Annotated in this window: 23 protein-coding genes; 10 read left to right on the top strand and 13 right to left on the bottom strand. The window is 70.7% G+C overall.

What is annotated here, in order from left to right:
- Positions 1-711 precede the first annotated feature (711 nt).
- Positions 712-1,704 (top strand): phosphotransferase enzyme family protein, encoded by a 993-nt coding sequence (locus K8625_RS29890; protein WP_223784631.1) that lies wholly within the window; start codon positions 712-714, stop codon positions 1,702-1,704.
- A 1-nt stretch (position 1,705) separates the two neighbouring features.
- Here the strand turns inward: K8625_RS29890 and K8625_RS29885 are convergent, their stop codons facing one another.
- The gene (locus K8625_RS29885; protein WP_223784630.1) at positions 1,706-2,206 is read right to left on the bottom strand and encodes a hypothetical protein; all 501 of its coding nucleotides are present in this window, start codon (positions 2,204-2,206) and stop codon (positions 1,706-1,708) included.
- Between the two features lie 22 nt (positions 2,207-2,228).
- The gene (locus K8625_RS29880) at positions 2,229-3,041 is read right to left on the bottom strand and encodes an aminoglycoside phosphotransferase family protein (RefSeq protein WP_223784629.1); all 813 of its coding nucleotides are present in this window, start codon (positions 3,039-3,041) and stop codon (positions 2,229-2,231) included.
- Positions 3,042-3,130: 89 nt separating this feature from the next.
- Here K8625_RS29880 and K8625_RS29875 point away from each other — a divergent pair, with 89 nt between their 5' ends.
- Positions 3,131-3,556 (top strand): PaaI family thioesterase, encoded by a 426-nt coding sequence (locus tag K8625_RS29875; RefSeq protein WP_223748021.1) that lies wholly within the window; start codon positions 3,131-3,133, stop codon positions 3,554-3,556.
- Here the strand turns inward: K8625_RS29875 and K8625_RS29870 are convergent.
- Positions 3,545-4,081, bottom strand: a complete 537-nt coding sequence (locus K8625_RS29870; RefSeq protein WP_223784628.1) for a GNAT family N-acetyltransferase — start codon at positions 4,079-4,081, stop codon at positions 3,545-3,547. The two genes, K8625_RS29875 and K8625_RS29870, sit on opposite strands and share 12 nt — an antisense overlap.
- Positions 4,082-4,155: 74 nt before the next feature.
- Between K8625_RS29870 and K8625_RS29865 the strand changes: the two genes are divergently transcribed.
- A complete protein-coding gene (locus K8625_RS29865) occupies positions 4,156-4,581 on the top strand; it encodes an ester cyclase (protein WP_223784627.1) in 426 nt (141 codons plus the stop codon).
- A gap of 59 nt (positions 4,582-4,640) precedes the next feature.
- Here K8625_RS29865 and K8625_RS29860 read toward each other — a convergent pair whose 3' ends face one another.
- The 4 genes from K8625_RS29860 to K8625_RS29845 form a co-directional block, all read right to left on the bottom strand.
- Entirely contained in the window at positions 4,641-5,219 is a 579-nt protein-coding gene (locus K8625_RS29860) for a HEAT repeat domain-containing protein (protein WP_223784626.1), read from the bottom strand.
- Between the two features lie 152 nt (positions 5,220-5,371).
- Positions 5,372-7,225: a M48 family metallopeptidase gene (locus K8625_RS29855; RefSeq protein ID WP_223748017.1), complete on the bottom strand. Its 1,854-nt coding sequence runs from the start codon at positions 7,223-7,225 to the stop codon at positions 5,372-5,374.
- A gap of 110 nt (positions 7,226-7,335) precedes the next feature.
- Positions 7,336-7,686, bottom strand: coding sequence for a nuclear transport factor 2 family protein (locus tag K8625_RS29850; RefSeq protein ID WP_223784625.1), 351 nt, complete (start codon positions 7,684-7,686; stop codon positions 7,336-7,338).
- 114 nt (positions 7,687-7,800) lie between these two features.
- Positions 7,801-9,702, bottom strand: a complete 1,902-nt coding sequence (locus K8625_RS29845; protein WP_223784624.1) for a S1C family serine protease — start codon at positions 9,700-9,702, stop codon at positions 7,801-7,803.
- Positions 9,703-9,953: 251 nt separating this feature from the next.
- On the opposite strand from K8625_RS29845, the gene K8625_RS29840 reads away from it, so the two are divergent.
- The gene (locus K8625_RS29840; RefSeq protein WP_305070927.1) at positions 9,954-10,211 is read left to right on the top strand and encodes a glyoxalase; all 258 of its coding nucleotides are present in this window, start codon (positions 9,954-9,956) and stop codon (positions 10,209-10,211) included.
- A 13-nt stretch (positions 10,212-10,224) separates the two neighbouring features.
- Here K8625_RS29840 and K8625_RS29835 read toward each other — a convergent pair whose 3' ends face one another.
- Positions 10,225-10,530 carry a hypothetical protein gene (locus K8625_RS29835; protein WP_223748013.1) on the bottom strand — a complete coding sequence of 102 codons (306 nt, stop codon included), beginning with the start codon at positions 10,528-10,530 and terminating at the stop codon, positions 10,225-10,227.
- Positions 10,531-10,605: 75 nt separating this feature from the next.
- Between K8625_RS29835 and K8625_RS29830 the strand changes: the two genes are divergently transcribed.
- The 3 genes from K8625_RS29830 to nhaA all read left to right on the top strand — a co-directional run bounded on the left by K8625_RS29830 (position 10,606) and on the right by nhaA (position 14,426).
- Positions 10,606-11,496, top strand: a complete 891-nt coding sequence (locus K8625_RS29830) for a sigma-70 family RNA polymerase sigma factor (protein ID WP_223784623.1) — start codon at positions 10,606-10,608, stop codon at positions 11,494-11,496.
- A 640-nt stretch (positions 11,497-12,136) separates the two neighbouring features.
- Entirely contained in the window at positions 12,137-12,865 is a 729-nt protein-coding gene (locus K8625_RS29825) for a hypothetical protein (RefSeq protein WP_223748011.1), read from the top strand.
- 151 nt (positions 12,866-13,016) lie between these two features.
- Complete coding sequence (gene nhaA, locus K8625_RS29820; protein WP_223748010.1) at positions 13,017-14,426, top strand: Na+/H+ antiporter NhaA; 1,410 nt, start codon at positions 13,017-13,019, stop codon at positions 14,424-14,426.
- Positions 14,427-14,429: 3 nt separating this feature from the next.
- Here the strand turns inward: nhaA and K8625_RS29815 are convergent, their stop codons facing one another.
- The 5 genes from K8625_RS29815 to K8625_RS29795 form a co-directional block, all read right to left on the bottom strand.
- The gene (locus K8625_RS29815; RefSeq protein ID WP_223748009.1) at positions 14,430-16,148 is read right to left on the bottom strand and encodes a radical SAM protein; all 1,719 of its coding nucleotides are present in this window, start codon (positions 16,146-16,148) and stop codon (positions 14,430-14,432) included.
- Between the two features lie 92 nt (positions 16,149-16,240).
- Complete coding sequence (locus tag K8625_RS29810) at positions 16,241-16,699, bottom strand: lipocalin-like domain-containing protein (protein ID WP_223748008.1); 459 nt, start codon at positions 16,697-16,699, stop codon at positions 16,241-16,243.
- A gap of 43 nt (positions 16,700-16,742) precedes the next feature.
- The gene (locus tag K8625_RS29805) at positions 16,743-17,576 is read right to left on the bottom strand and encodes a hypothetical protein (protein ID WP_223784622.1); all 834 of its coding nucleotides are present in this window, start codon (positions 17,574-17,576) and stop codon (positions 16,743-16,745) included.
- Positions 17,577-18,093: 517 nt separating this feature from the next.
- Positions 18,094-19,116: a deoxyhypusine synthase family protein gene (locus K8625_RS29800; RefSeq protein WP_046711849.1), complete on the bottom strand. Its 1,023-nt coding sequence runs from the start codon at positions 19,114-19,116 to the stop codon at positions 18,094-18,096.
- A gap of 205 nt (positions 19,117-19,321) precedes the next feature.
- Positions 19,322-19,849, bottom strand: coding sequence for a TetR/AcrR family transcriptional regulator (locus tag K8625_RS29795; protein WP_223784621.1), 528 nt, complete (start codon positions 19,847-19,849; stop codon positions 19,322-19,324).
- Positions 19,850-20,020: 171 nt separating this feature from the next.
- On the opposite strand from K8625_RS29795, the gene K8625_RS29790 reads away from it, so the two are divergent.
- From K8625_RS29790 to K8625_RS29780, 3 genes are read left to right on the top strand one after another with little or no spacing between them, the layout of a single operon-like run.
- On the top strand, positions 20,021-21,916 hold the full coding sequence (locus K8625_RS29790; RefSeq protein WP_223784620.1) for an FAD-binding oxidoreductase: 1,896 nt from the start codon (positions 20,021-20,023) through the stop codon (positions 21,914-21,916).
- On the top strand, positions 21,916-24,525 hold the full coding sequence (locus tag K8625_RS29785) for an SDR family oxidoreductase (protein WP_223784619.1): 2,610 nt from the start codon (positions 21,916-21,918) through the stop codon (positions 24,523-24,525). Before K8625_RS29790 ends, K8625_RS29785 begins: the two co-directional genes overlap by 1 nt.
- Complete coding sequence (locus K8625_RS29780) at positions 24,522-25,472, top strand: NAD-dependent epimerase/dehydratase family protein (RefSeq protein ID WP_223784618.1); 951 nt, start codon at positions 24,522-24,524, stop codon at positions 25,470-25,472. Before K8625_RS29785 ends, K8625_RS29780 begins: the two co-directional genes overlap by 4 nt.

Genomic DNA, 25,472 nt, shown 5'->3' with positions numbered 1-25,472 from the left:
ATTCACGCATGAATTCCGCGCCACCCTGAACGCACGAGGGCCCTTTTCTTCCTCAGGACCCCCTGAGATTTCCCGCGAGCACCCGGTCGCCACCCTCGAGGGCGACACCATGCAACGCCCCTCTGACAAGCCCCCGTGGACGGGACTCTCCAGGTGGGTCCGGCGAGCCATCCCGGAGGGCTCGAACCGAGCCATTCTGGAGCAGTTCCAGCGCTGTAGCCTCGCAAGCTACAACTGACTCTCGACCTCCGATTGGATGTGATTGCGCATGAGCAGTATTTGGCGGGCAGGCAACAAGGCGCCGCGAAAGGCCACGCGTGTTCCTGACCTGGAGTCATGACTCGGGCCGAGCGAGGTCGAGCTCGAGGCCCGGTGACCTGAACGCCACGTCAAATCAGTCGTGCTGCCCGAGCTCGCGGGCCAGCGCCTCGGCAGCTCGCGGGTGCCCTCATTGAAGACGCGCGCGGCGTTGGCGGGGTACATGCGCTCGAGGGGGGAAGCTCTTGTGGACGACGGGCGTGTTCATCTCTTCCTCCGGGGTGGGGTGGGGGCTTCGGTCTCTTCGGGCCCTTCCAACAGTGCTCCCAGGGCGTCCAGGCGGGCTGGAAAAGTCCGCGCGCGGGCGGTCCCCTCCCCTGTCCACGGGCGTGCTGATGAACACTGGTTGCGATGAGGCCACGGCGGCTCGCGGGGCTTTGCGACACTCATCCGATGACCGCCTGGCCCGACGAGGAACGCTGCGCCCGGGTGCTCCACGAGCACCACGGCCTGGAAATCTCGGCGCTCGAGCCGCTCACGGCGGGCCTGGATTCGGACGCGCGGGTGCTGAAGGTCACCACCCGGCGGGGCGCGCCCTGGCTCCTCAAGCTGCGGCGGAGGTGGTCGGACGCGCGGCTCCGACTGGCGTGGCATCTCCACCATCGGGAAGGCGTGCGGGAGGTGTCCGCCCCGATGTCCTCGCTGAGCGGGGAGCTCGCGCCGCGCGCCGAGGACGTGGGCTGGACGCTCTACCCCTTCATCGACGCGCCGAGCGGCTTCGAGCGGCCGCCCACCACCGAGCACTGGCAGCGCCTGGGCCAGGCCCTGCGGCGCGTCCACGAGGCGCGCCTGCCGCCGGAGCTGCACGCGGCGCTCCCGGAGCCGGACGCCCCGCCGCTCGAGGCCGCGCGGGCCCGGCACGAGGCGATGCTCCGCGGTGCGCTCACCACGGCGGCCACGGCGCCGCTGGTCGACGCGTGGACCCGACACGCGGGCCGCATCGCGACGGTGCTCCAGCGCGCGGCCGTGCTCGCGGGGAGCGTCCGCGGCTCCGCGGAGCAGGCCGTGCCGTGCCACGCGGACCTGCACGCGGGGAACCTGCTCGTGGGCGATGACGCGCTCACCGTCGTCGACTGGGACTCCGCGACGCGAGGGCCCCGGGAGGTGGACCTCATGTTCATCGGCGCGGGTGTGGGAGGGATTGGCACCCGCGACGAGGAGGTGGCCGCGTTCATGGCCGGCTACGGGGACGTCCCGGTGGACCGGCGGCGGCTGTGCGCCTGTCGCCACGAGCGAATCGTCGTCGACCTGCTGGAGCTGAGCGACCTGCTCCTGGGCGAAGGCGGCGACGCGTCCGAGCGGGCGCGCTGGCTGGGGTACTTCACCGCGCAGTTCGACGAGGACAACGTCGTCGCCAGGGCCGAGCGGTCCTGGGCGACGCTGTGAATCAGAGCGGCGCGGCGGCGCCCGCGGTGTCCGCGGCGGGGCTCGAGTCCTCGGTCACCGCCGAGTTCAACACCCAGTTGACGCCATATGTCCTTCCCAGGGCCCTGTAGGTGGCGCGCTTGCCACAGCCCGTGACGCCCGCGGTGGCGTCGTCGATTCTCGTGGCGCTCAGCTGCGAGCGCGGACAGCCCAGGTCGAACTCCGCGCGGGCCCGCACGTCGGGAACCCAGCCGCACTGCCCGACGCGGCAGCGCAGCTCGTAGACGCCCTCCGCGTTGCAGCCGGACATCTGGTACTGGTTCTCCCCGAGGTAGGTGGGCGTCAGCTCCTCGGCGCACTTGAGGTCCTTCGCCGCGAGCTTCTCCAGGTTCGCGTAGCGCTTCGCGTTCAGGGACGGCCCCATCTGGGCGAAGTCCACCTTGGGGTGGCTGCGACGCCCGCCGCAGCCGGACGCCAGGACCGCCATGCCCATGCCCGCCAACAACCACCGTGAGAGGTTCATGGCGCAATGACATACCACGCCGTCAACGCCCCAGCGCGGCCGCCGCCAGCGCCGCGACGCGCAGGTCCACGGTCGCGTCCGCTCCCTCCTCCACCAGCCAGGCCGCGGACAGCCCCGTCCACGCGAGCACCCAGCGCAGCAACAGCCCGCGCTCCATCCCCGAGGCCTCGGACACCCCCTGGACGCGGCGCTGGAAGACCTCCGGGAGGACCGCCAGGGGCAGCTCGGGGTTGGCCATGTCCGGGTTGGTGAAGATGTTGGCGAAGTCGAAGCCTCGCGCACCCAGCAGCCGCTTCGGGTCGACGGCCAGCCAGCCTCGTGCGCCGAAGTCCAGGACGTTGTCGTGGTGCAGGTCGCCATGCAGCACGACGGATGGCGCCGGCGTCGCGAGCACCTCGCGCGCGGCCTGGGCCGAGCGGGTGAACACACCCCCGTGCGTGGCAGCGGCGAGCGCCAGGGGTTCGAACCAGCGCGGCAGCGGAACCAGGTCCTCCGGAGGCGGCGTCGAACGAGGCGCATGCAGCCTGTCCGCGACCGCGCAGAGGATGCGGCACGCCTCGTCATCCTCGCCACCCCGCGCCATCTGGGTGAGTGAACGGGCGCCCTCCGCGCGCTCCAGCAGCAGCGCGTGGCCCTCCGCCGCGAACACGCGCGCGGCGCCGTCTCCCGCCCACCACGTCATCACCCGGGCGCCGTGTTGCTCCTCCGCGTCCAGCGCGAGCTTGAGCATCGCGGGCGCTTGCCGCCAGCGCACCGGGAGCAGCCGCGCACCCGGGGTGACGATGGGCTCGCCCTCCGGTGTCAGGGACCAGCGGCGCAGGAATTCGTCGAACATGGGCCAAGCATAAGGCCCCGTGCGCCACGCGCCGTGCGGCCACGTCAGCACCGCTACTCACGCGCGCGGGTTTCGCTCACACTCGCGACATGGCGACCCTGCGTGAGCTGTCGGACTTCATCACCGCCGAATTCCCCCAGACGCGCGTGCGAATCCTGGAGGTGGGCCACCGGAGCGCCACCGTCGCGCACGAGGTGGGCCCCGGTGAGCTTCGGCCCGGCGGCACGGTGTCCGGCCCGGTGCTGATGGCCACCGCGGACGTGGCGCTCTACGTGGCCCTGCTGGGCGAGATTGGCCTCGTCCCGCTCGCCGTGACGACGAGCCTGAGCTTCAACTTCATGCGCAAGCCCTCCGCGGACCGCCGCATCATCGGCGTGTGCACGTTGCTCAAGGTGGGGCGGAGCCTCGCGGTGGGCGAGGTGTCGCTGTACTCGGAGGGCCTGCCGGAGCCCGTGGCCCACGCGGTGGGGACGTATGCCATTCCCCCTGCCTCGCACGGTGGCTCAAGGCCCTGAGGGACGCAGGCGTGCATAGAGCGCCTGGTCGTGCACGACGCCGTCCTTGACGGCGCTGCGCCGCAGCACGCCCTCGCGCTGGAAGCCCGCCTTCTCCAGCACCCGACAGGACGCCGCGTTGTCGGCGAAGGGCAGCGCGAAGAGCCGAAGGAGGTCCGTGTTCGCGAAGGTCCAGCCGCAGAAGGCGTCGAGGCCCGCGCTGACGATGCCCCGCCCCCACAGCGAGCGGCCGAGCCAGTACCCCACCTCCGCGGAATGGCGCTCGATGTCGGTGCCGGGAATCATCCCCATGGAGCCCACGGCCTCGCCGGCCACCTCGATGGCGAAGTCACGAGGCGGGGACACCGCGCCCGCGCAGCCCACCCAGCCCGCCGCGTCCTGGGCGGTGTAGGGGTGGGGAAACCGGTCGCGGAGGTTGCGCCACACCTCGCGGTCGTTGGCGTGATGGACCAGGGAGGCCTCGTCCCCGCGCCGCCAGGGACGCAGGACACAGGGGCCACACTCGATGCGGAATGGAGGGGTCATCGGACGGAGCATGCCACGCGGCCGATGTCCGATTCGTTCAAGGCGCGCGGCGGAGACGTGCCCATCCTCAGCCCATGACCTTCTCCATCAAGGACGCCGCGCGCAGGCTCTATCGCCGACTCGAAGAGGCCATCCACTCCGGCGACTTCGACGTCGTCGATGACGTCATCCAGCAGGACGCCGTCGACCACCATCCGGACCCGGACATGAGGCCGGGGCCCGAGGGCATCAAGCAGGGCTTCGCCGGCCTGCGGGCCGCGTTCCCGGACATCCGCTTCGAGCTCGAGGACCTGGTCGCCGAGGGGGACAAGGTCGCCTGTCGAATCACCGCCCGGGCCACCCACCGGGGGCCTTTCATGGGCTTCGCCGCGACCGGGCTGCCGGTGAGCTACACGCGGCTGGACCTGCTGCGCTTCTCCCCCGAGGGGAGGTTGGTCGAGCGCTGGGGGCTGGTGGAGGAGGGGCACCTGCGCCAGCAGCTCGGCCGTCCTCCGCGCTGAAGTCGCCGCGATGCGAAGGTGGAGGAGCCGAGCCGCCAAGGTCAGCAGGAGCCTTCCGCCTACGGCCCCTCGCAGTGCGGGGACGCGGACTTGCCCTTGAGGTGTTCGAGCGCATTCGCCGCCGAGGTGGCCACCGTGCCGACCCAACCGGGCACGGGCGTCTCGTCCACGAGCATCGCTTCCATCGCGGGGACGAGCGGCGGATGCGCTGTCGCGCCGAGCGCGAAGAGCGCGCAGTAGCGGACCTCAGGCGATGAGTCCTTCAGTGCCGCCAGCAGGGCCTGGACTCCGGCCTCGAACCGCGAGGAGCCCACCTCGACCTGCGGGAACATGTAGGCGAGCCCCTCCGAGGCCTGTCCCCGAACCTTCTCGCCCTCCGTCGGGTCGGACAGGACCCGAATCATGAGGTCCCACAGGGCGTCGGGCTCCGCATGCCAGGTGAGCGCGAAGAGAATCCCCTGGCGATTGTCCGCGCGTCGCTCGAGCGCAAGCAACTCGAGCAGTCGGGGCAGGGTGGATGGATCCGACGCGAGGAGGTTCGCCGCGGGGATGATGCGCGCCCGCTCGGAGGCGAGGAGGTCCGCGAGCGCGGCGTCACGCTGCTCCAGTGACAACCGCGGGCGCTGCTGAGTGGCCAAGGTCTACCTCGAAGGGAATCGCCGCCAGGTTCATGGGCTTCGAGCCCACCGAGCCCCCGCATCGCGGCCTGCGGACATCGAGGCCGCGATGGGACGAAAACCCCTCTCCGGAACTGACACCCTGGCGCCGCGACGGCGGGCGCCCTGGGACCTCACGCCGCGTCGCGCTCGGCGCTCTGTTGGTGGTCCTTGCTGGCGCGGTGGCGGCCCAGGTAGTGACCGAACGCGGCGAGCAGGGCCTCCGAGTCCTTCAGCTTGTTCAAGCAGATGGACACCTTGCCCTGCGTGGCCCCCGTCCCGTTCAGGAGCAGGTCCAGGTACTTCTTGAACATGCGGTCCTCGGTGGTCGCCGTCGTCACCTCGTCCAGGTGCACCGGCGCCGCCCACTCCTCGCAGTACACCTCCGCGAAGGTCAGCCGGACCTCGTGGCCCTCCTCCTTCGCCTCGAACGTCATCGGCGGGAAGTACCGCTCCACGTGCTCCCGCTCCTCGTCGTTGGACGGCGCGTACCGGTACGCCAGCGCCACGTCATGCGCCTTCGAGAAGCGCGACTCGTACGCCCGCCACAGCCGCGCCTCGATGCCGTCCGCGTCCTCGAACGCCTCCGCCCACGAGGACGTCACCGGCTCCACCAGCATCTGCCCCATGTCCTCCGGCGACAGCTTCACGCCCACGTTCTCCAGCCGCGCCGACAGCGGCGGGTGCGAATCGAACGGGTGCGGCGTCACCGAGCCATTCAAATCGCCCTGCAGCGCCTCCGACTGCGCGTACTCCGCGAAGCCATGCGCCACCCGCTGCGCGATGGCCACGCTCTGGTGCTGCTCGTCACGGTTGAACAGCGCCGCCTCCACGCGGTCCCGGAAGTTGGCGTACGCGACCACCTTCACCAGCGAGTGCGCCACGTCCCGCCCCGAGGTGACGCTCGCCGCGAGCCGGTCCGCCGCGAACTCACTGGCGCGCCGGCTGCGCCCCAACGACAGTTCGAACAGCCCCCGATAGGACAGCATGAAGTAGTAGACCGGCCGGGTCAGCCCGCCCTCGTGGAGCGCCTCCAGGTACTGGCCGAACCGCGCCAGCATCGGCGCCAACCGCTTGCCATGTCCCGTGTCGCCGCCCAGCAGGTGCCCCATCTCGTGCGCCAGCACCGCCTCCGCCTCGCGCCGCTCCAGCTGCCGCAGCAGCGACAGGCTCACGAACAGCGTGCGCCCCCGCAGCGTCCGCTCTCCCACGCGGATGTCGCCCTCGGTGACGAAGAAGTTCGCGTCGATGCCCGCCAGCAGGTGGTCCGGCGGCGGCGTCTGCAGCCGCTGACACAGCTTGCGCACGTGCGCCCAGAGCTCCGGCGCCTTCGACTCCTCGACGACCTCCGCCTCCACCTCGAAGTCCATCGGCGGACGCTTGAAGATGGCCACCACCACCAGGAACGCCGCACCCGCCGCCATCAGCCCCACCGCCAGGATGAGCTTCACCGAGTAGCGCTGCGTCAGCACCGCCGTCACCCAGTACGACAGCCACACCGCCAGCGCCCCCTGGCCGATGACCTGGAGCGCGGTCGCGATGCGCAGCAGGTTCCAGCCCACCACGAAGCTCAGGTACTGGATGGGCCGGGAGATGAACGCCGCCAGCCCGCACATCAGCGCAATCAACGCGGAGGCGAGCCCCAACAACACCAACCCCAACGCCCCGCGGTACGCCCAGCCGAACTGCATCGCGTCCGTGCACCCGTCACCGAAGCTCGCGCGAAACCCCGCCCGCTCCTCGTCCGTGCTCATGCACGCATCCACCGCGGAGAAGGTGCTGTACGCCTCCAACACCTCCTTGCGCTGGACCTCGTCGAGCTCCCGGTCCTGCATCACCTGCTGCGAGATGGCGGAGCGGATGCGCTCGTCGAACCAGTTGCTGGCGTAGCCCGTGAACCAGAGCCCGAACACGGGGAGGGCGAACAGCAGGAGCGCGGGCAATACATAACCGCGCAGGACACCGGAGGCGGAAGAGGTCGTGGCCATGGTCTGTGGGAATCACGGCCCTTATCCCATGGATGGGTTCCCGCAAACCATGGCCTCCCAGGGCCCCGAAAGACAGCCACCGGGAATTCCCATCCCGCCAGACCTTCGCGTCAACGCTTCTCGAGAATCGAGCGTGGATCGAACGTGACGCGGATGTGGGTGATGCGTCCCTCCTCCACGTGGCACCAGTTGGCCACGGGCGTGGGCGCTCCGTCGTACGGATGCATCTCGAACCAGGTCAGCACCTCCGGGCCGTCCACGAAGCGGTGCAGCACGCGCATGCGGGGGGACACCTTCCACATGCCGTTGACGAGCCCCTTCACACAGGCCTCGGCACCCTGCGCCGTGCCGAGCGCGCCGACGAAGCTCACCTCGGAGGCGAGCGTCCCACGCAGCTTCGCCTCGTCCTTCGTCGTCCAGGCCTCGAAGTACGCCTCCACCACCTCCACGGGACTCTCCACGCTCCACCTCCTGGAATGGCCGACACGTCGATGTGTCGGAGTCACCGTATTCATGGTCCTCGGCGCCGACAGCCCTGTGTCAGGTTTCCGCGGCCCCCCGCGCGGAGCGGCGCGCTACCGCCGCCATTCCGCGGGCACGTTCTTCTCGGTGGCGTAGCGCTCCAGCTCGGAGAGCTGCTGGCTCGCCAGCTTCAGCTCCGCCTCCACCTCCTGCTGGCGCCGGGCCACGGGCTTGCCCGAGGCCTCGTCCTGCCGCAGGCGCGTGCGCTCCTCCTCGAAGCGGGCGACGCGCGCCCGGGCCTTGCCGAAGGACGTGCGCCACCGCTCCTCCTCCTCGCGCGACTGCGTCCCCACCAGCCGCTGCTTGAAGCGCTCGCGCTCCCAGCGCTGGATGCCCGTGGGGTTGCGGTTCCACGTGTCGCGGGCGTCCCGCACGTCCTTGAGCGACACCTCGATGCGCTCCAGGTTCTCACCGCTGCCCTGCCCCGCCTTCAGTGACGCCGTGCCCGTCGCGGGCAGCGCGCACGTCTCCACGGGCAGCCGCGCGCCGCCGACGTGGATGCCCCGGGTGAGCCCCTTCGAGAGGAACCAGCGCAACCGCCGCGAGTCCTCCTGCGCCGCCAGGGACTGGCTCAGCGGCCGCCAGTCCTCGAACTCCAGGTCCAACGTGCACGTCTTCCCCTCCGCCTCCAGCTCCATGCGGCGCTTGAGCGACGTGGGCGGCGAGTCGAACCGCTCGAGCACCAGCACCACGAGCCCCAGCCCGTCGACCCGCTGCACGGAGAGGAGCACCTGCTGCTCGGTGTCCATCTGGAAGCGTTGCGCCTCGCGCGCCTCGTCGCGAGCCACGCGCTCGAGCAGCGCCTTCCAGCGCTCCGTGGACTCGGGCGTGGTGGGCACCGGGACGAGCTTGCTCGCGTAGGCGATGGGCAGCGCCAGCCCCAGGCCATCCGAGTTCTCGATCTTCATCGAGACGACGCCCACCACCTCGCCCTGTCCGTTCAGCAGCGGCCCACCGCTGTTGCCCGGGTTCACCGAGGCGTTGAACTGCACGTAGCCCGTCCCCAGGTAATGGCGGCCCACGTAGCCCACCTTCCCCTCGTGCACGGTGAAGTCCAGCCCCTGGGGGCTGCCGATGAAGACGAGCGGGTCTCCCGGCTCCAGGCGCGTGACGTCGCCCAGCGGCAGCGGCGCGGCCTTCGCGCCCACGACCCGGACGGTGGCGAGGTCCAGGTCCACGTCGCTGGCCACCGTCTCGCCGAGCAGCTCGCGCCCATCCGCGAGCACCGCCGTCATCATCTTGCCCGGCGGGCACACCACGTGCTCGTTGGTCAGCACCAGCTCCGGCTCCACGAAGAAGCCGGAGCCCGTCTTGCTCCCACACCGCAGGGTCAGGGTGCTCGGCCCCGCGCGGCGGGAGATCTCCGCGGTGGAGAGGGCCACGGGCCCAGGGGCCTTGTCGCCCGGAGGCGCTTCACCCGAGGCGAGGGACAGGACCTCCGAGCGCGCCTGCGCGAAGCGTGGGGAGCGGGCCACCCACACGCCCACCGCGACGGCGACCAGGAGCAGCACGCCGAGGAGCGCGCGGCGACCGCCCCTCGCGGGCTCCTCGGAGAGGACCGCCACCTCCACGAAGGGGCGCAGCTCCGCGCGGGCGCCCTGGGCGCGAAGCACCGTCAGGAGCTTCTCCGCGAAGGCGCGGAAGACACCGTGGGCCAGGGGCGCGCCCGCCCTGGCGAGCAGGCTTCGAGCCTCGGAGAACGAGGGAGCAGGCGGGCCCAGCTGCGAGATGGCCCGGGCGAGCGCGAAGCGCGCCCGTTCGTCCACCACCGCGTCCCGCAACACCACATCGACCCGGAGGCTGGCGCCGCACACACATCGCGCCACGTTCCCCGCATCCGGCGCACCACACCGGAGGCACCTCAGCTCGACCGACTCCGACATTCCCGCGCTCCCCCAGCCACCGCCCGTGGCTCCTGGCGCGCGTGCGTCCTCCGCGAGGTCGACGGCGCTCATCCATCATGCCTCCGAACGCGCGCGCCGTCGCGTCCGTGCGTGCCCCCGCCGGAGGCCCCTCGCATGCTCGAGAAACCCGGGCTCGTGTGGGGACAGGGCTTCAGGAAGCTTCCGTTCGTGGCGAGCCTCCCGCCCGCTCGAACCCTGGAGGGACACAGCGTGATTGACCCCACGGGAATGGGCGTCGCGGATGTCGCGCGCTCGGCCTGCGGCGGGCCGAACAGCTCGCGGAGGACGGGCAGACCGTCGGCGTGGGCTACGGCATCACGTATCCCATCTTCTGGATCGACCGCCTCCACCCGCACGGCGTGCGACAGCACACCGCCTTCGCGGCGCGCAGTCGCGCGGAGGTGGACGCCTTCCATGCGGCGGCCGTGCAAGCGGGCGGCATCGACAACGGCCCGCCGGGGCTGCGCGACACCGCCCAGGGCTATCCCTCGGGCTACGACGCGGCCTTCGTCTTGGACCCCGATGGCAACAACATGGAAGCCCTCTATCGGGAACGCTGAGCGCGCCTCGGCCTCAGCGCGCGAAGCCGTGGGAGCCGAGCTTCACCCAGGGCTGAGGCGTCGGGGCGCCTCCGAGGGCATGTCGCGCCACGGTGGCCTGCAGGGCACGGGCTTCGGGGATGCCGAGCAGGGGGTTCTCGGCGCCCTCCTCCAGTTCCAGCAGCCCGAAGAACTCGTGGCCCTCGGGCTGGTGGAAGTACTCGAACCGCAGGCCCGGCGGTCGCTTCGCCTCGATGGCCGCGAAGGCCGCCTGGACCGCGGCCAGCACCTCGGGAACACCTTCCTCCTTCACCTTGTATCGGACCATCAGCGTCGGCATATTCGGCTCCTCGTCGCGTTCGTGTCGTTCATCGCTTCCACCGTGTTGATGAACCACGACCTCGAAAGGTGACCGGTGGGAATTTCCGCTGAATTTTCCGCGACCTTCGAGCGCGCCCGGAGTCGTCTGCGCGCGGTGGCCTTCCGCATGCTCGGCACCGCGGAGGAGGCGGATGACGCCGTGCAAGAGTGCTGGCTGCGCGCCAGCCGGGCCGACACGCGCGCCATCGCCAATCCCGATGGATGGTGGACGACGGTCCTCAGTCGCGTCTGTCTGGAGATGTTGCGCGCTCGCCAGCACCGAGGCGAGACACCGGCAGACACGGGGCTGCTCGAGGAGTCCTTCGCCCAGGGCGAGACGCCGAGCCTGGAGGACGAGGCGGTGCGAGCCGAGTCCGTGGGGCTCGCGCTCCTGGTGGTGCTCGAGACGTTGGGCCCCGCCGAGCGCATCGCCTTCGTGCTGCATGACCTGTTCAGCCTGCCCTTCGAGGACATCGCCACCATCGTGGAGCGCTCGCCCGTCGCCGCGAAGAAGCTGGCGAGCCGTGCCCGGCACCGCGTGCGAGGCAGGCCGCTGGGCTCCCCAGCGGAGCTCGACCATTACCGGCAGGTCATCGAGGCGTTCCTCGCCGCCTCGCGCGCCGGTGACCTGGACGCGCTCCTCGCGGTGCTGGCCCCCGACGTCGTCCGGCGTGCGGACGCGGGAGCGCTGCGGCCCGCGACACCGGCCGAGGTACGCGGTGCCCGCCGCGTGGCCGAGGAGACCCTCACCAACACGGGCCGGGCGCGCTTCGCCCGGGTCGCGCTCATCGACGGCAAGCCCGGCATCGTCGTCGCTCCACGGGGACGGCTGCGGCTGGTCCTCGAAGTCGACATCGCGGGAGACCGCGTCGCCGCGTTCAACGTCATCAGCGAGCATGCGCACCTGCGCAGGTTGCACATCACCCTGCTCGCGCCTGGGTCCTGAGCTGCCGCGATGGAGGTCGGATGGAGCTGCGCACGCCAGGGTCGCACATGCGGCCCGGCTCCTCGCGCCGGCTCCCTTACGATGGGGTCGCGAGGGCGCCTCACTCACGCCGAAGCCCGACATGACTCGCAGGCTCCTCGCGCCGCCCTCTTCACGAGGAGGTCGCGAGGGCGCCTCACTCATGCCGGAGCCCTCACGGGCCCAGGCGCCTTTCGCCGCCCCCTCCACGATGAGGCTGCGCGGGAACGTCACACATGCCAGAGCCCAACATGCCTCGCTGGCTCCTCGCGCCGCCCTCTTCACGATGAGGTCGCGGGCGCGCCTCACTCACGCCGGGGCCCGACATGACTCGCTGGCTCCTCGCGCCGGCTCCTTTACAATGGGGTCGCGCGGGAGCATCACACACGCCGGGGCCCGACATGACTCGCTGGCTCCTCGCGCCGCCCTCTTCACGATGAGGCCACCCGGGAGCCTCACTCACGCCGGAGCCCTCACGGGCCCAGGCGCCTCGCTCCAACGCCCACGGCGCGTCCTCGCGGAAGCCACGCGCACCAGCGCTCGCGAGGTCCTCGGCCCCTCGCTGAACACTCACACGCGGGCCCGTGCCTCAAACACACACGTCTGGCATAGACTGCGCGCCGTGCTCGAGCCCTCGCAGTCCGACCTCACCGCGATGGAAGTGGCGACGATGCGCGGCCTCGCCGAGCAGGCCGTGCTCGCCCAGCAGGGCGAGACCACGCTCGACGTGGAGACCCTGAGCGCCCGCCTGCGCGACGTGGCCCAACGAGGCGGGCCGCCCGAGCTGGGCGCTGTCCTGTGGGAACTGCTGAGCTCCGGCACCCTGACGACCGTGCGCGACCGGAAGGGACGCTCCTGCCGGATGCTCGCGGTGAAGGCGCTGCTCAAGCTCGATGGCCCCGAGGCACGGCGCCTGACACCCGAGGACCTCACCTTCGGGCGCACCCCCACCCTCGCACCGCCGCGATGGGTCCTCGTCATCTCGGCCGCGCTCACCACACTGGGGGGCCTGGGCACCGTGGTCGTGAGCCTGGTCGGCCACACCATGATGAGCCTCGCCTTCCACGGCTCCCCCATCCCCCCCTTCTCCCAGTTCGTGGCAGCACTCACCGGGGGCCTGACAGCCTGGCGAGCCCTCAAGCTGGTCATCGCTCCAGAAGCGCGCCCCTCGGACCTCCGGGCGCTGCTGCTGCTCGCCGCCGCGGGCGGGCTCCTCGTCACCCTGGAGATACCCGCCAGGATGAATGGCGGGCCCAACGGCCTGCTCTCCCCCCTGCTCGCCGCGCTCCCAGCGGCCCTGACGGCGGTCTTCTTCCGCGCCTCGGGCATCCCCTTCCGAGGCAACACGTGAGCCCTCCACGCGCCGGTATTCGTCGACCCACGAAGCCGCCTGTGAGAAGGTGCCCGGGCCTCACACAACGCAAGGGTGCAGCACACCGCTGCAGGACAGTGGATGGTCGGGCCGCCATCCGAGCCGGATGAATCGCCGGCGAGGATGCGCCATGTCGACCCCTGTTCCTCCCCGTCCCACATCTCCGCCGGAGGCCTGGGAGCCCCTGCTCCGCCTCGTGCGCCTGGCAAGCCGCCCCCTCGAGCGCTTCCTCCACATCCAGGCCGCGAGCGGAATCCTCCTGCTGGTGGCCGCGGCCGTCGCGCTCGCCTGGGCCAACTCCCCGTGGGCGGAGAGCTACACCCGCCTCTGGCACACCCCCGTCGGCTTCCGGCTCGGCGCGTTCAGCTTCGAGCGCTCGCTGGAGTGGGTCGTCAACGACGGGTTGATGGTCATCTTCTTCTTCGTCGTCGGCATGGAGATCCGCCGCGAGGTCCACCACGGCGAGCTGTCCGAGTGGCGCCGGGCGGCGCTCCCCATCGCGGCGGCGCTCGGCGGGATGCTCGCGCCGGCCCTGCTCTACCTCGCCTTCGCGGGAGCCCCCGAGACGAAGAGCGGCTGGGGCGTCCCGATGGCGACCGACATCGCCTTCGCGCTCGGCATCCTGACGCTGCTCGGCCAGCGCGTGCCGCCCGCCTTGCGCGTGCTGCTGCTGGCCCTGGCCGTCATCGACGACCTGGGCGCCATCGTCGTCATCGCGCTCTTCTACTCCTCGGGTGTCTCGCTCGTCGGGCTGCTGACGGCCGCGCTCGGCTTCGTCGGCGTGCTCGCGATGCAGCGAGTGGGCGTGCGCTCGAAGTGGGCCTACGTCGTCCCCGCGCTCGTCGCGTGGGCGGGCATCTACGCCGCGGGCATCCACCCGACCATCGCCGGGGTCATCGTGGGGCTCATGACGCCCGTGCGCGCGTGGCTCGGCCCCCAGGGACTCCTCGTCGACGTGCGCCAGGAGCTGGAGACGCTCGGGCAACAGGCCAAGGGCGCGCACTCGCCCGAGGACCTCTCACGGGTGCTCCGGCACGTGGACGTCGCGCGGCGCGAGGCCCTGTCTCCCGCCGAGAGCCTCATCGAGTCCCTCCACCCCTGGGTGGCCTTCGGCATCATGCCGGTGTTCGCGCTCGCCAACGCGGGCGTCCAGCTCTCGGGCGGGACGCTCGGCGCCTCCGCCTGGAGCGTGGCGATGGCCGTGGCCGTGGGCCTCGTCGTGGGCAAGCCCGTGGGCGTGCTGCTCGCCATCGGCGCGACGCTGCGGCTGCGCATCGGCACGCTGCCCGCGGGGCTCACCGTGCGCCACCTCGTGGTGCTCGGCCTGGTCGCCGGCGTGGGCTTCACCATGGCGCTGTTCATCGCGCAGCTCGCCTTCACGGACCCAGGCCTGCTCGCGGGCGCGAAGCTGGGCGTGCTGGCCGCGAGCGCCTGCGCGGCGGTGCTCGCGCTGGTGCTCGGCCGGCTCCTGCTCTCGCCCGTCCCCCCGGGCAACGCGGCGAGGAGCGCGGACGAGGCGGAGAGCTCCACCGAGCTGTGAGGCTCAGCCCGGCTGCAGGAAGCGCCCCTCCACCAGGTGGTCGATGACCTCCCGGGCGGAGTGGGGGTCCAGCCGGGCCTTGCTGCCCAGGTGAGACACCGCGCTGGACACCGTGGTGGGGCGCTCGAACGCGGCGAGGGCCGCCAGCAGGATAGCCCCGTCGTCGCCCTGGACCAGCGTGGGGTCGGAGAACCTGCGCGGGTTGACGGTGGGCGCGCAGCTCAAGGTGATGCCGTCGACGGAGCGCAGGACGGTCACCTCCTCCCGCGCGACCTTCACCGGAGCCCGGTGGCTGCCCAGCCAGTCCCCCAGCGAGAAGCGCCGGGGCGAGGACGCGGTGTTGACCAGCCGCGTGCGCCCGTTGACGTCGAGGTTGCGTCGGGCGTCGCGGTGCTTCCACGCCAGCGCGTCCACCTGCTCGGAGGTGCGCTGCACCGCCGCCTCCAGCTTCGCGTCGCGGAAGCGAATCATCGGGACGGACACGTCCCCCGGCTCGCGGCGCTCGAAGAAGTCGAGGAACTCGTTGAACGTGCGCGCCTCGCTCACCATGTCGAACCGCGCGGGGTGCTCGGTGACGAGCGCGCCGGGCTGTGACTCCAGCCGCTGGTAGCCCACCACGCAGTCCTGGTCGATGATGCGCTGGACCAGCGCCAGCTCCTCGACGAGCGTGGCCTCGCTGGCGAACGGCAGCCCGCCGATGCCGGAGATTTCGACGCCCAGGTTCTTGTAGCGGCGGCAGCCCTCGATGAGCTCGAGCAGCTCCCGGTCCTTCGCGCACGGCTTGAGCAGCCCGCGGCCCATCTGCTCCAGGCGCTGCTTCTCGGAGAAGCAGCCGATGTCCACCACCATGTAGACGCGCTCGAAGGTGTTCGACAGCGCCTCGACGAGCTCCAGGCGCGGCACGCCCCACAGGAAGTACGTGCAGCAGTGGCGCGACAGGTCCACGCCCGCCCAGGTGCTGCCCAGGAACTCCGCCGAGCTCCCCGCGAAGTCGTAGCGCATCTGCCACGTCTTGCCGGCGATCTCCTGATGGTCCCTCCGCACGCTCTCCTCGGAGCGCAGGAAGGGCTTCGCCCGACCGAAGGCGGCCTTCTGGTTCCCGCGCGCGCCGCCGCAGTACAGGCAGTTCTCGCCGCAGCCCTTGCCCGGCGCCACCCAGCCGGAGAAGGAGCTCAGGTCCAGCTGGCTCAGGAACATCTCGTCGAAGTGCGAGTAGAAGACGTCCTCGGTGTTGGTGGCGCCCTGCACGTACTCGAGCGGCAGCCGGCGCGCCCGGCCGTCCGGGTCCCGCCTCACGCAGTTGGGCGGCGAATCCTCCCCCTGGCACAGGGCCAGCAGCGGCCGCTCACCGTCCCCCAGCACCACGTGGTCGATGCAGTCGAACGCGTGCAGCTCCCGCCACCAGAAGGAGGCGGAGTTGCCGCCCACGACGACGCGGATGGACGGGTCGATCTTCCGCAGCGTCCGCGCGATGAGCAGCGCGCGGTCCACGTGGTGGAACCACTTGAGGCTGATGCCCACCAGCTTGGGGCGCACGCGTCGCACCAGGGCCTCGAACGAGCGGATGACCTCGGCCTCCGTCTCGTCGCCGTCGTACAGCCGCACGAAGGCCTCGATGCCGCCGCGTCGCAGGTAGCTCGCCAGGTAGAGGATGCCGCACGTGGCCTCCCCCATCCCGGCACCGACGAGGAGCACTGGCGAGAGCACACGACCACCACCCATGGGACACGCACCGACCTTTCCGACGAAGGCCGCCCAGCGTAGTCCATCCGGGGCGGTGGACGCGCTCCAGGTTCGAGCCTCGGAGCGGGCCCTCAGTGGCTCGGCGTGCCCGCCCGGCCGCTCAGCCTGCGCCAGGTCAGCACCATCACCCCGCTGCCCCCCGCGAAGGGCATGGGGTCGGTCCGGAGCGAGAGCTTCTCGCCCTCCACGAGGACATGCCGCCGTTGCACCACCCCCACCCAGTTCGGGAAGAGGCTCCCCTCGATGGCGTGGGACACGACGCGCGCGTCCTCGTCGACGGAGTAGGTGCCGAAGTAGAAGGCGGCCCCATCCATCGCCGCCTTCGCCTCCTGGGGCTTGCTGGCCAGCGGGTCCGGGGACTCGAAGAAGGCCCTGTCTCCGCGCATGAGCTGGACGGACATGTTCGCGTGCGCGTCGTACATCAGGCAGCCCAGCAGGTGGATTCCGAAGGGGTGGCTGCGCCGGCCATCCGGCTGCACGTACTCCATGGACACGAGCTTCCAGGTTCCCACCAGTTCATCCTTGAGCATCACGTCACCTCCATGTGGAACATCGGGAATCACGTCGCGGGTCTCAGGCGGGCACGACCTCGAGCTTGAAACGGCCCAGCCGCTGGCCCGCGTCGCTCTCCACGGTGATGACGAACCGGCCCGCCCCGTCGGAGACACAGACGATCCGCTGCGCCTGGCCCGGGTCCACCACGTCCTTGCAGGAGATGGCACAGCGGCTGATCCAGAACCTCCCGTACCCGGGGAAGTGCCCCACCAACGAGCACGCATTCGCCAGGGTCAGGGTCAGGGGACAGAGCGGACGGAGGTCGAAGTGGCCCGCGAAGTCCTCGCGAGCCAACCCCGGCAGTGACGCCCGGAGCATCCTCCCGGGCTCCATCCACTCCAGCGTCATGGGCCGAATGGGGTCCGCATACGGGCTCGGCTGCCCGGGGGACCACGAGGGCCGCGCCGACGCATCAGCGCCCTTGAGCCCCACGAACTCCTCCTCCGTCAGGACCAGCAAGGCTCCGTCCAGCTCCGCGTAGCGCTCGCCCTTGTCCGTCAGACACATCCCGCTCACCCGATAGATGGGGAACTGGTTCGAGCGGTCGATACCCTCCAGGCGTCCCACGCACTGGAAGACCTCCGATTCGGTGGCCTCCACCGGGAACACCCGGAGTTCGGCGCGGCTGCCCAGGTAGTAGTGACGGGCCTTCACCGGGTTCGCCGCGGCGCCAATCAGGGCGCCGTGGAGGGCCATGGAGCGCAGCGTCTCGGAGAGGCTCAACAACGTCGTCTCGGCGTGACGCCGCTGCTCGGGCTTGAACCAGCCGAGCACGACATCATCCTTGACCGTCACGTCGAACGCCCTGGCATACGGCGCGGTCTCTCCAATGAGTTCAAGCAGAGGCTTCATTGCACGCGTCCCTTCCTGTCCACGCCTGACGACAGCGCGGAGCGAGCCACTCGGGCAGGTGATGAATCACGCCCGGTCGGAAACCCGATGTCTCCCTGGATGAGCACGGCACGATTCACGACCGGGCGGCTCATACATCACCACGCCCGTCCCTGACGTCAACCCGAAACACAGACGTACTCCAGGGCAACAATCACAGACAATGCGGGCGCCGACACACCCCGCATCACGCGCCCCGCCTGTGTTTCACCCGCGCCCCGCACCCGCGCCCGGGGCTCGCCCGCCAGGGCCAGTGCCCACCGGTCGACACCGGGCCTCACCGGGCCTCCAGGCGCGCCAGCACGGCTCGCGGGAATGCGCGAGCACCCGAGCACGTCGACCCTCGAGGAGCGTCACCTCGGCGCCGGAGCGGCCAGGCCTCGTGGGAGCATTCCACGAGGCGGCCACGTCACGGCGAATCCGGCGCGGGGCGGAGATACGGACCGCCCCGGCAAGCCGTCACAGCCCTGCGAACGTCTCAGCCGCGGTGCTTCGCGATGAGGGCGCCCGCCGCCTTGGGGTTGCCCTGGCACTCGAGCAGCGCGCGCAGCATCAGCGGGACGACGATGGTGGCGTCCGACTCGATGACGAACATCGGCGTCGTCTCCGTCAGCTTGTCCCAGGTGATCTTCTCGTTGGGCGTGGCGCCCGAGTACGAGCCGTAGGACGTCGTCGAGTCGCTGATCTGGCAGAAGTACGCCCACGGCTTCACGGGCTTCTGCAGGTCGTACTTGATGGAGGGGACGACGCAGATGGGGAAGTCACCGGCGATGCCGCCGCCAATCTGGAAGAAGCCCACGCCCTGGCCCGCGGACAGCTCCTCGTAGCGGTCATAGAAGTCCGCCATGTACTCGATGCCGGACTTGACGATGCTCGCGCTGCACTCGCCCGACTTCACGTAGGACGCGAAGATGTTGCCGAACGTCGAGTCCTCATAGCCGGGGACCACGATGGGCAGCTTGCGCCGCGCCGCCTCGAGCAGCCAGCAGGCCTCCGGATCTCCCTCGTACGCCGAGGGGTCCAGCATCTGGATGACCTCGTAGAAGTACTCGTGCCAGAAGCGGCGCTGGCCCTTCTCCGTCGCCGTCTTCCACATCGGGACGATGAACTTCTCCACCGCGCGGAACGCCTCGTCCTCCGGGATGCTCGTGTCCGTCACCCGGCGCATCCGCTGCTCGAGGATCTTCGTGTCGTCCTGCTTGGTGAAGTAGCGGTACTCCGGGAAGTCCTTGTACGCCGCGTGCGCGACGAGCCGGAAGAGCGACTCCTCCAGGTTGGCGCCCGTGACGGACAGGCCGTGAATCAGGCCCGAGCGGATGGCCGGCGCCAGGGTGATGCCCAGCTGCGCCGACGACATCGCGCCCGCGACGCTCCAGAACATCCGCCCCCCCGTGGAGACGTGGTCCCAGTAGGACAAGAGCGAGTCGCGCGTCGCCCGCGCGTTGAAGTTCTTGTAGTTCGCGAGGATGAACTCGAGGACGGGCAGTTCGGACGTCGACATGTAGGCCTCCAGCAACAACGGGGTCGATGCTCGGGAGGCGCCAGCCGAAGAAATGCCACCCGAGGACACCCTACGGTCGCGACGAGATGCCGCGCCGCCATCGGAGCGTCGAGTGGCTGGGCGCTAGCTAGCACAGCGGGAACGGGCCGGCCAACTCCGTTCCAACCCCGCCCCCAGGCGGGGCCCGCCCGGCCGCCTGCCCCCTTCAGATGCGCTCGACCACCCTCAGGGCGAAGCGCACGAAGCGCGCGTCGAGCGGCTCGTTGAGCATCAGCCGCTGCCACACCAGGCCGGAGAGCACGTTGACCACCAGCTCCCGGTCCGCAGGCCGCCGGTCGACGAGGCAGGCCCGCAGCTCGTCGCCGCGCGGCCGCACCAGCTGGGCGACCAGCCGCCGGTGGAGGTCCTCGTCGAACTGCGCCTCCGCCATCAGCGCGCGCAGCACCGGCGCCGCCTCCGAGGCGCCCCGGCACAGCTCCACCAGCGTGGAGGACAGGGAAGGCTTGCGTGGGCCGCGCTGCCTGGGCGCCTGGCTCACCCACTCCGAGAACGCGTCCAACACCAGCGCCCCCTTGCCGGGCCACCAGCGGTAGAGGGTCTGCTTCCCCGCACCGGCCCGCTTCGCCACGTCCCCCATGGTGACGGCCGCATAGCCCCGCTCCAGCACCAGCTCCTGCGCCGCCACCAGGATGGCCCGGCGCACGCCCTCGTCCCTCGGTCGGCCTGCACGCATGGCTTCTCTTTACGAGACTTCTTGTCTCGGAAGAAGCCGGATTACGAGACCACGGGTCTCGTTAGCCCATTTACGAGACGATGCGTTCCGAAAGTGCGTAACGCGGTGCGCACCTGCGCAAAGCGCGCGCGTTGACGCAGCGAGCAACCCTATGTACCACTGCGCGCGACCATGGCTGACAAATCAGGATTGCTGCACCGTCTGGGTAATGCGGTGCAGAGCGGAACCGGCGAGCGCCTCGACGGCAAGTCGTCCACCGTGTCGTCTGGAGACACGCGCTTCACGCCCCCCGTCTCCCCCGCGTCCCAGGACGTCGAATCCCTCGAGGGCTGGGGCTTCGAGGACACGCGCTTCGTGGTGCAACCCGATGGCAGCACGCTGCTGACGGGCACCCGCTACAACATCAGCAACGTGGCGCTGCCGGAGCTGATGCCGTGGTTCGCCGCCAAGCTGGCCTCGCCGCTGGGCTACGACAACCGCAACGAGCCCCACTACCCGCCCCAGATTCCCGAGGCGAAGAAGGACGAGGCGCTGCTCACCGCGCTGCGCGCCTTCCTGAAGGAGGACCAGCTCACCGACGACCCGAAGCAGCGGCTGCGCCGGGGCCACGGGCACACGGGCGGGGAGATCTGGGCCATCCGCTACACGAAGCTGGACCGCGTCCCGGACCTGGTGGTCTTCCCGCGCGGCCACGACGAGGTCGTGAAGCTGGTGGAGACCGCCTCGAAGCACGGCGCGTGTGTCATCCCCTTCGGCGGCGGCACCAACGTCACCGAGGCCCTGCGCATCCCGCTGTCGGAGGCGCGCCTGGTCATCGCCGTGGACATGCGGCAGATGAACCGCGTCCTCTGGATCGACACCGTCAACCGCATGGCCTGCATCGAGGCAGGGGCCACCGGCCGCCACCTGATGAGCGAGCTGGCGAAGTTCGGCTTCACCATGGGCCACGAGCCCGACAGCCTGGAGTTCTCCACGCTGGGCGGCTGGATTGCCACCAACGCCAGCGGCATGAAGAAGAACCGCTACGGCAACATCGAGGACCTGGTGCTGGACATGCGGGTCGTCACCGCCCAGGGCATCGTGGAGCGCCCGCGCCAGGCGCCGCGTGAGAGCGTGGGCGTCAACCCGCGCCAGTACATGTTCGGCAGCGAGGGCAACTTCGGCATCATCACCACGGCGGTGGTGAAGCTCTTCCCGCTGCCCGAGGTCCAGCGCTATGGCTCGGTCATCTTCCCCGACCTGGCCGAGGGCCTGGCGTTCCTCTACGAGCTGCAGCAGTCCGGCGCGGTGCCCGCCAGCGTGCGGGTGATGGACAACACCCAGTTCCACTTCGGCCAGGCGCTCAAGCCCGCCAAGCACGGGCTGGCCGCGAAGCTGAAGAGCGAGCTGGAGAAGGTCGTCGTCACCAAGCTCAAGGGGTTCGACCCGTACAAGCTCGCGGTGGCGACCATCGTGTTCGAGGGCTCGCGTGAGGAGGTCGACTTCCAGGAGAAGACGCTGTACCGCATCGCCGCGGCGCACGGCGGCATGAAGGGCGGCGGCGCCAACGGCGAGCGGGGCTACCAGCTCACCTTCGGCATCGCCTACATCCGCGACCTCACCTTCGAGCACTGGGCCATCGCGGAGAGCTTCGAGACGAGCGTGCCGTGGAGCCGCGCGCTGGAGCTCTACGAGCGTGTGCAGCGCCGGGTGGAGAAGGAGCACGCCGCGCTGAAGCTGCCCGGCAAGGTGTTCTTCACCGGCCGCCTCACCCAGGTCTACCAGACGGGTGTGGTCATCTACTTCTACCTGGGCTTCTACGCGAAGGGCGTGGAGGACCCGGTGGGCGCCTACGCGGCGCTCGAGCACGCGGCGCGCGAGGAGATCCTCGCCGCGGGCGGCTCACTGTCGCACCACCATGGCGTCGGAAAGATCCGCCGCGACTTCCTGCCGGAGGTCTACTCCGAGGGCGCGCTGGCGCTGAACCGCAAGGTGAAGGCGGCCATCGACCCGGAGAACGTCTTCGGCGCGTCGAACAGCGGCATCAACGGCCCGGTGGCGCTCACCCCGAACGAGGAGCCTCACTGATGTCCCGCCATGTCTTTCTCACCGGCGTCACCGGCTTCGTCGGCAAGGTGGTGCTGGAGGCGCTGCTGCACCAGGGCGTCGAGCGCGTCACCGTGCTGGTCCGCGAGTCCAAGGACCGTCAGGGCCGCGTGCAGTCGGCCGCGGAGCGCTTCGCCAAGGTGGCCCAGGCCGCGTGCTTCTCACGCCTGCCGGCCGGCTGGACTCAGCAGGTCGACGTGGTGAGCGGTGATCTGGAGCAGCCCGCCTGCGGCCTGTCCGCCGCGGACCGGGACGCCGTGCGCGGCGGCGTCACGCACGTGGTGCACTGCGCGGCGAGCGTGGAGTTCGACCTGCCGCTCGCGCAGGCGACGTCCGCCAACATCCGCAGCGCGCTGTCCGTGCTGGAGCTGGCGCGCGAGTGCCCCAAGGTGGTGGGCATGGTCGACGTGTCGACCGCGTACGTCAGCGTCTGGCGCCCCGGCCCCGTCGAGGAGAAGCTGGCGCACCTGCCCAAGCCCGCCTCGGAGCTCTACGAGGCGTTCCAGGTGGCGCAAGGCGACGGCCGCGAGTGGCTGACGCTCACCGGCCACCCCAACACCTATACGCTCACCAAGAGCGTCGCCGAGCACCTCATCTGCGAGCGGCGCGGCCACGTGCCCGTGGTCATCGTGCGCCCCAGCATCGTGTCGGCCGCGCACCGCGCGCCCTTCCCCGGCTGGCTCGACAGTCCGGCGGCGCTCGCCGGGTGCCTGCTGTACAGCGGCCTGGGCGTGGTGCGGGCCTTCAACGCGGACCCGTCGGTGCGCCTGGACGTGGTGCCGGTGGACGTGGTGGCCAGTGAAGTGGTGCGCGCGGTGTTCGGCCCCATGCCGGCCGAGGGTCAGCCGGTGCCCATCGTCCACGCCACCATGGGCGTGCAGCGGGCGCTGCGCATCGACATGGCGGCGGCGGCCACCATCGAGTGGTTCAAGCACCGCCCCGGCGTGGTGAAGGCGCCCGACATGTTCGTCGGCCGCAAGGACCACGGCTTCGACGCCGCGGACCTGGTGCGGCGCGAGCTGCCCGTGCAGTTGCAGAAGGCCGCCCTGACGGTGCTCGGGCAGAGCAAGGCCCTGCGCAAGCTGGTGCGCGCGGACCAGAAGGTCCAGTACCTCAACGAGGGCTTCTCGTACTTCACGCACCACACCTTCGACTTCGTGCGCTCCGCGCCGCTGGAGGTCCCCGGCTTCGAGCCGCGCGAGTACGTGCGCGTGGTGAACGAGGGCATGTACCGCCACCTGCTGTCGCGCGACGAGTCCCAGGTGTCCTTCGCCGGGCCCAAGCACGACGACGGGCGGGCGGACGGCACGTGGCTCAAGGAGCGCCCGGCCGCCAACACCACGCTCAAGGTGTTCGGCTATGCGCTGCGCAAGACGTTCCGCCACTGCACCAGCGACGTGACGTTCGACCGGCCCTCGTTCGAGCGCGCGATGGCGCAGGTGCCCCCGGGCGCGCTGGTGGTGCTGGCGCCCACGCACCGCAGCTACTTCGACTTCCTGCTCACCAGCTACCTGTGCTTCCAGCACCCGGAGCTGGGCATCTCCATGCCGCACATCGCCGCGGCGGAGGAGTTCGGCCGCATTCCGGTGGTGGGGCCCATCCTCAAGGACTCGCAGGCCTTCTTCATCAAGCGCGGCGTGGGCCGCGAGGTGCCGGAGCTGGGCGAGGAGCTGCGCCGGCTCACCGAGAAGAACGCCTCGCTCATGTTCTTCATCGAGGGCCAGCGCAGCCGCGCGCGGCTGATGCTGCCGCCCAAGCGGGGCCTCTTGCGCGCCCTGCAAAACACGGGGCGCCAGTTCGTCGTCCTGCCGGTGGCCATCTCCTACGACCGGCTCCCGGAGGAGGCGTCGCTGTGCGAGGAGCTGTCGGGCAAGCCGCGCCCGAAGATGACGCTCACGGGCGTCATGTCGTGGCTGGGCCGGCTCGCGCGTGGGCAGGTGCAGTTGGGCCGCGTCCACGTGGCGTGCGGCCAGCCCCAGGCGATGGGCCCGGACACGGACGTGCGCGCGCTGAGCCACACGGTGATGGCCGAGCTGCAGCGCCACACCACGGTGAGCAGCTTCCACCTGCGCGCGTTCCTCGCCGAGCACCCGATTCCGGGTGTCGACGAGGCCTGGCTGAAGGACGCCATCGAGCGGCGGGGCGGGCGCGTCATCGCCAGCGAGCTGCCGGTGCCCTCGCCCCTGACCCCGACGCTGGCGCACTCGCTGCGCAACCAGTGGCAGAACTGGTTCGCGGGCGACGTGCTGGCGCGCCAGCCGGGCAACCCCGCGCTGGAGACGCACCTGTCGCGCTACCGCTGGTGCGCCACGCCGCTGGCGGAGATGGGCGACGCGCGCGTCGACGCGGTGGTGAAGGCGCTCTTCGAGCCCGTGGTGCGCGACTACCTGGAAGCGACGAAGGTGAGCGCGCCGTGCGAGCTGAAGGCCGTGCCGGTGGCGCACCGTCCGCACCTGGACGGCGTGGTGCAGGCGCTCTTGTCGCTCGACATCGTGAAGCCCTCGGGTGACGACCTCGAGTGGGGCCCGAACGCGGCCCAGCTCGCCCAGTTCCAGCAGGCCTGCGCGTGGCGGGGCGAGGTGCAGTCGTGAAGACGCTCGTCACGGGTGCCAGCGGCTTTCTGGGGCGAAACCTGCTCGAGGTCCTGGGCGACGACGCCATTGCCCTGGTGCGCTCGCCGCTCGACGCGAAGGTTCAGCAAGTGTCGGGCACGCCGATGGAGCCCGACGCGTGGCTGTCCCAGGCGAAGGGCACGCGCGTGGTGATTCACGCGGCGGGCATGGTGCACCACAGCCGGCACCACGCCGAGGAGATGGTGCGCTTCAACATCGACAGCTCCCTGGCGATGGTGCGCGCGGCGAAGGCGCTCGACGCGCGGATGGTGCTGGTGTCGACGTCCGGCACGGTGGGCTGCTTCCCCTACGCCACCATCGAGGCGGACGAGCACTCGCTCTACGCGGAGGGCGTCGTCGGCCGCTGGCCCTACTACCTGTCGAAGATTCGCGCCGAGGAGCAGTCGAGGAAGCTCGCGAAGCAGCTGGGCGTGGAGCTGACGGTGGTGCGGCCTCCGGTGCTGCTCGGGCCCGGCGACACGCTGGGCCGCTCGACGACCAACGTCGCGCGCGTGCTCAACGGTCGGCTGCCGTTCATCCCCGCGGGCGGCATCGCCTTCACCGACGTGCGCGACGTGGCGCACGCGCTCGCGAAGCTGGCGCGGCGCGACACCTGGCGCGACACGTACCACCTGCCCGGGACATCCCTGTCCCTGCGCACCTTCTTCGAGCGCGTGGGCGAGGTCGCCGGCATCAAGGTGGACAAGCCCGACGTGCCCACGCTCGTCGTGCAGGGCCTGGCGAAGCTGGGCTCGAAGGTGCCGCTCAAGAAGCTGCCGGACCCCGTCGTGCTCGAGATGTCCACGTGCCACTGGGGCTTCAAGACCCTGTGGAGCCACGAGGAGCTCGACTACCAGCCGCGCGCCCACCGCCAGACGCTGAGCGACACGGTGGCGTGGCTGCGGCAGTCCCAGCCCCGCGCCTAG

The sequence above is a fragment of the Myxococcus sp. AS-1-15 genome (assembly GCF_020037055.1).
Taxonomy (GTDB): Bacteria; Myxococcota; Myxococcia; order Myxococcales; family Myxococcaceae; genus Myxococcus; species Myxococcus fulvus.
This window is presented reverse-complemented; position numbering and strand designations above follow the sequence as displayed.

Bases quoted from the DNA above. Each gene is read 5' to 3' on its own strand.
- K8625_RS29855 (WP_223748017.1), bottom strand. From the start codon at position 7,225: ATGGCCACGACCTCTTCCGCCTCCGGTGTCCTGCGCGGTTATGTATTG.
- K8625_RS29865 (WP_223784627.1), top strand. From the start codon at position 4,156: ATGACCTTCTCCATCAAGGACGCCGCGCGCAGGCTCTATCGCCGACTC.
- K8625_RS29875 (WP_223748021.1), top strand. From the start codon at position 3,131: ATGGCGACCCTGCGTGAGCTGTCGGACTTCATCACCGCCGAATTCCCC.
- K8625_RS29810 (WP_223748008.1), bottom strand. From the start codon at position 16,699: ATGCTCAAGGATGAACTGGTGGGAACCTGGAAGCTCGTGTCCATGGAG.
- K8625_RS29785 (WP_223784619.1), top strand. From the start codon at position 21,916: ATGTCCCGCCATGTCTTTCTCACCGGCGTCACCGGCTTCGTCGGCAAG.
- K8625_RS29815 (WP_223748009.1), bottom strand. From the start codon at position 16,148: ATGGGTGGTGGTCGTGTGCTCTCGCCAGTGCTCCTCGTCGGTGCCGGG.
- K8625_RS29835 (WP_223748013.1), bottom strand. From the start codon at position 10,530: ATGCCGACGCTGATGGTCCGATACAAGGTGAAGGAGGAAGGTGTTCCC.
- K8625_RS29890 (WP_223784631.1), top strand. From the start codon at position 712: ATGACCGCCTGGCCCGACGAGGAACGCTGCGCCCGGGTGCTCCACGAG.
- K8625_RS29880 (WP_223784629.1), bottom strand. From the start codon at position 3,041: ATGTTCGACGAATTCCTGCGCCGCTGGTCCCTGACACCGGAGGGCGAG.
- K8625_RS29845 (WP_223784624.1), bottom strand. From the start codon at position 9,702: ATGAGCGCCGTCGACCTCGCGGAGGACGCACGCGCGCCAGGAGCCACG.
- K8625_RS29805 (WP_223784622.1), bottom strand. From the start codon at position 17,576: ATGAAGCCTCTGCTTGAACTCATTGGAGAGACCGCGCCGTATGCCAGG.
- K8625_RS29870 (WP_223784628.1), bottom strand. From the start codon at position 4,081: ATGACCCCTCCATTCCGCATCGAGTGTGGCCCCTGTGTCCTGCGTCCC.
- K8625_RS29795 (WP_223784621.1), bottom strand. From the start codon at position 19,849: ATGCGTGCAGGCCGACCGAGGGACGAGGGCGTGCGCCGGGCCATCCTG.
- K8625_RS29800 (WP_046711849.1), bottom strand. From the start codon at position 19,116: ATGTCGACGTCCGAACTGCCCGTCCTCGAGTTCATCCTCGCGAACTAC.
- K8625_RS29790 (WP_223784620.1), top strand. From the start codon at position 20,021: ATGGCTGACAAATCAGGATTGCTGCACCGTCTGGGTAATGCGGTGCAG.
- K8625_RS29885 (WP_223784630.1), bottom strand. From the start codon at position 2,206: ATGAACCTCTCACGGTGGTTGTTGGCGGGCATGGGCATGGCGGTCCTG.
- nhaA (WP_223748010.1), top strand. From the start codon at position 13,017: ATGTCGACCCCTGTTCCTCCCCGTCCCACATCTCCGCCGGAGGCCTGG.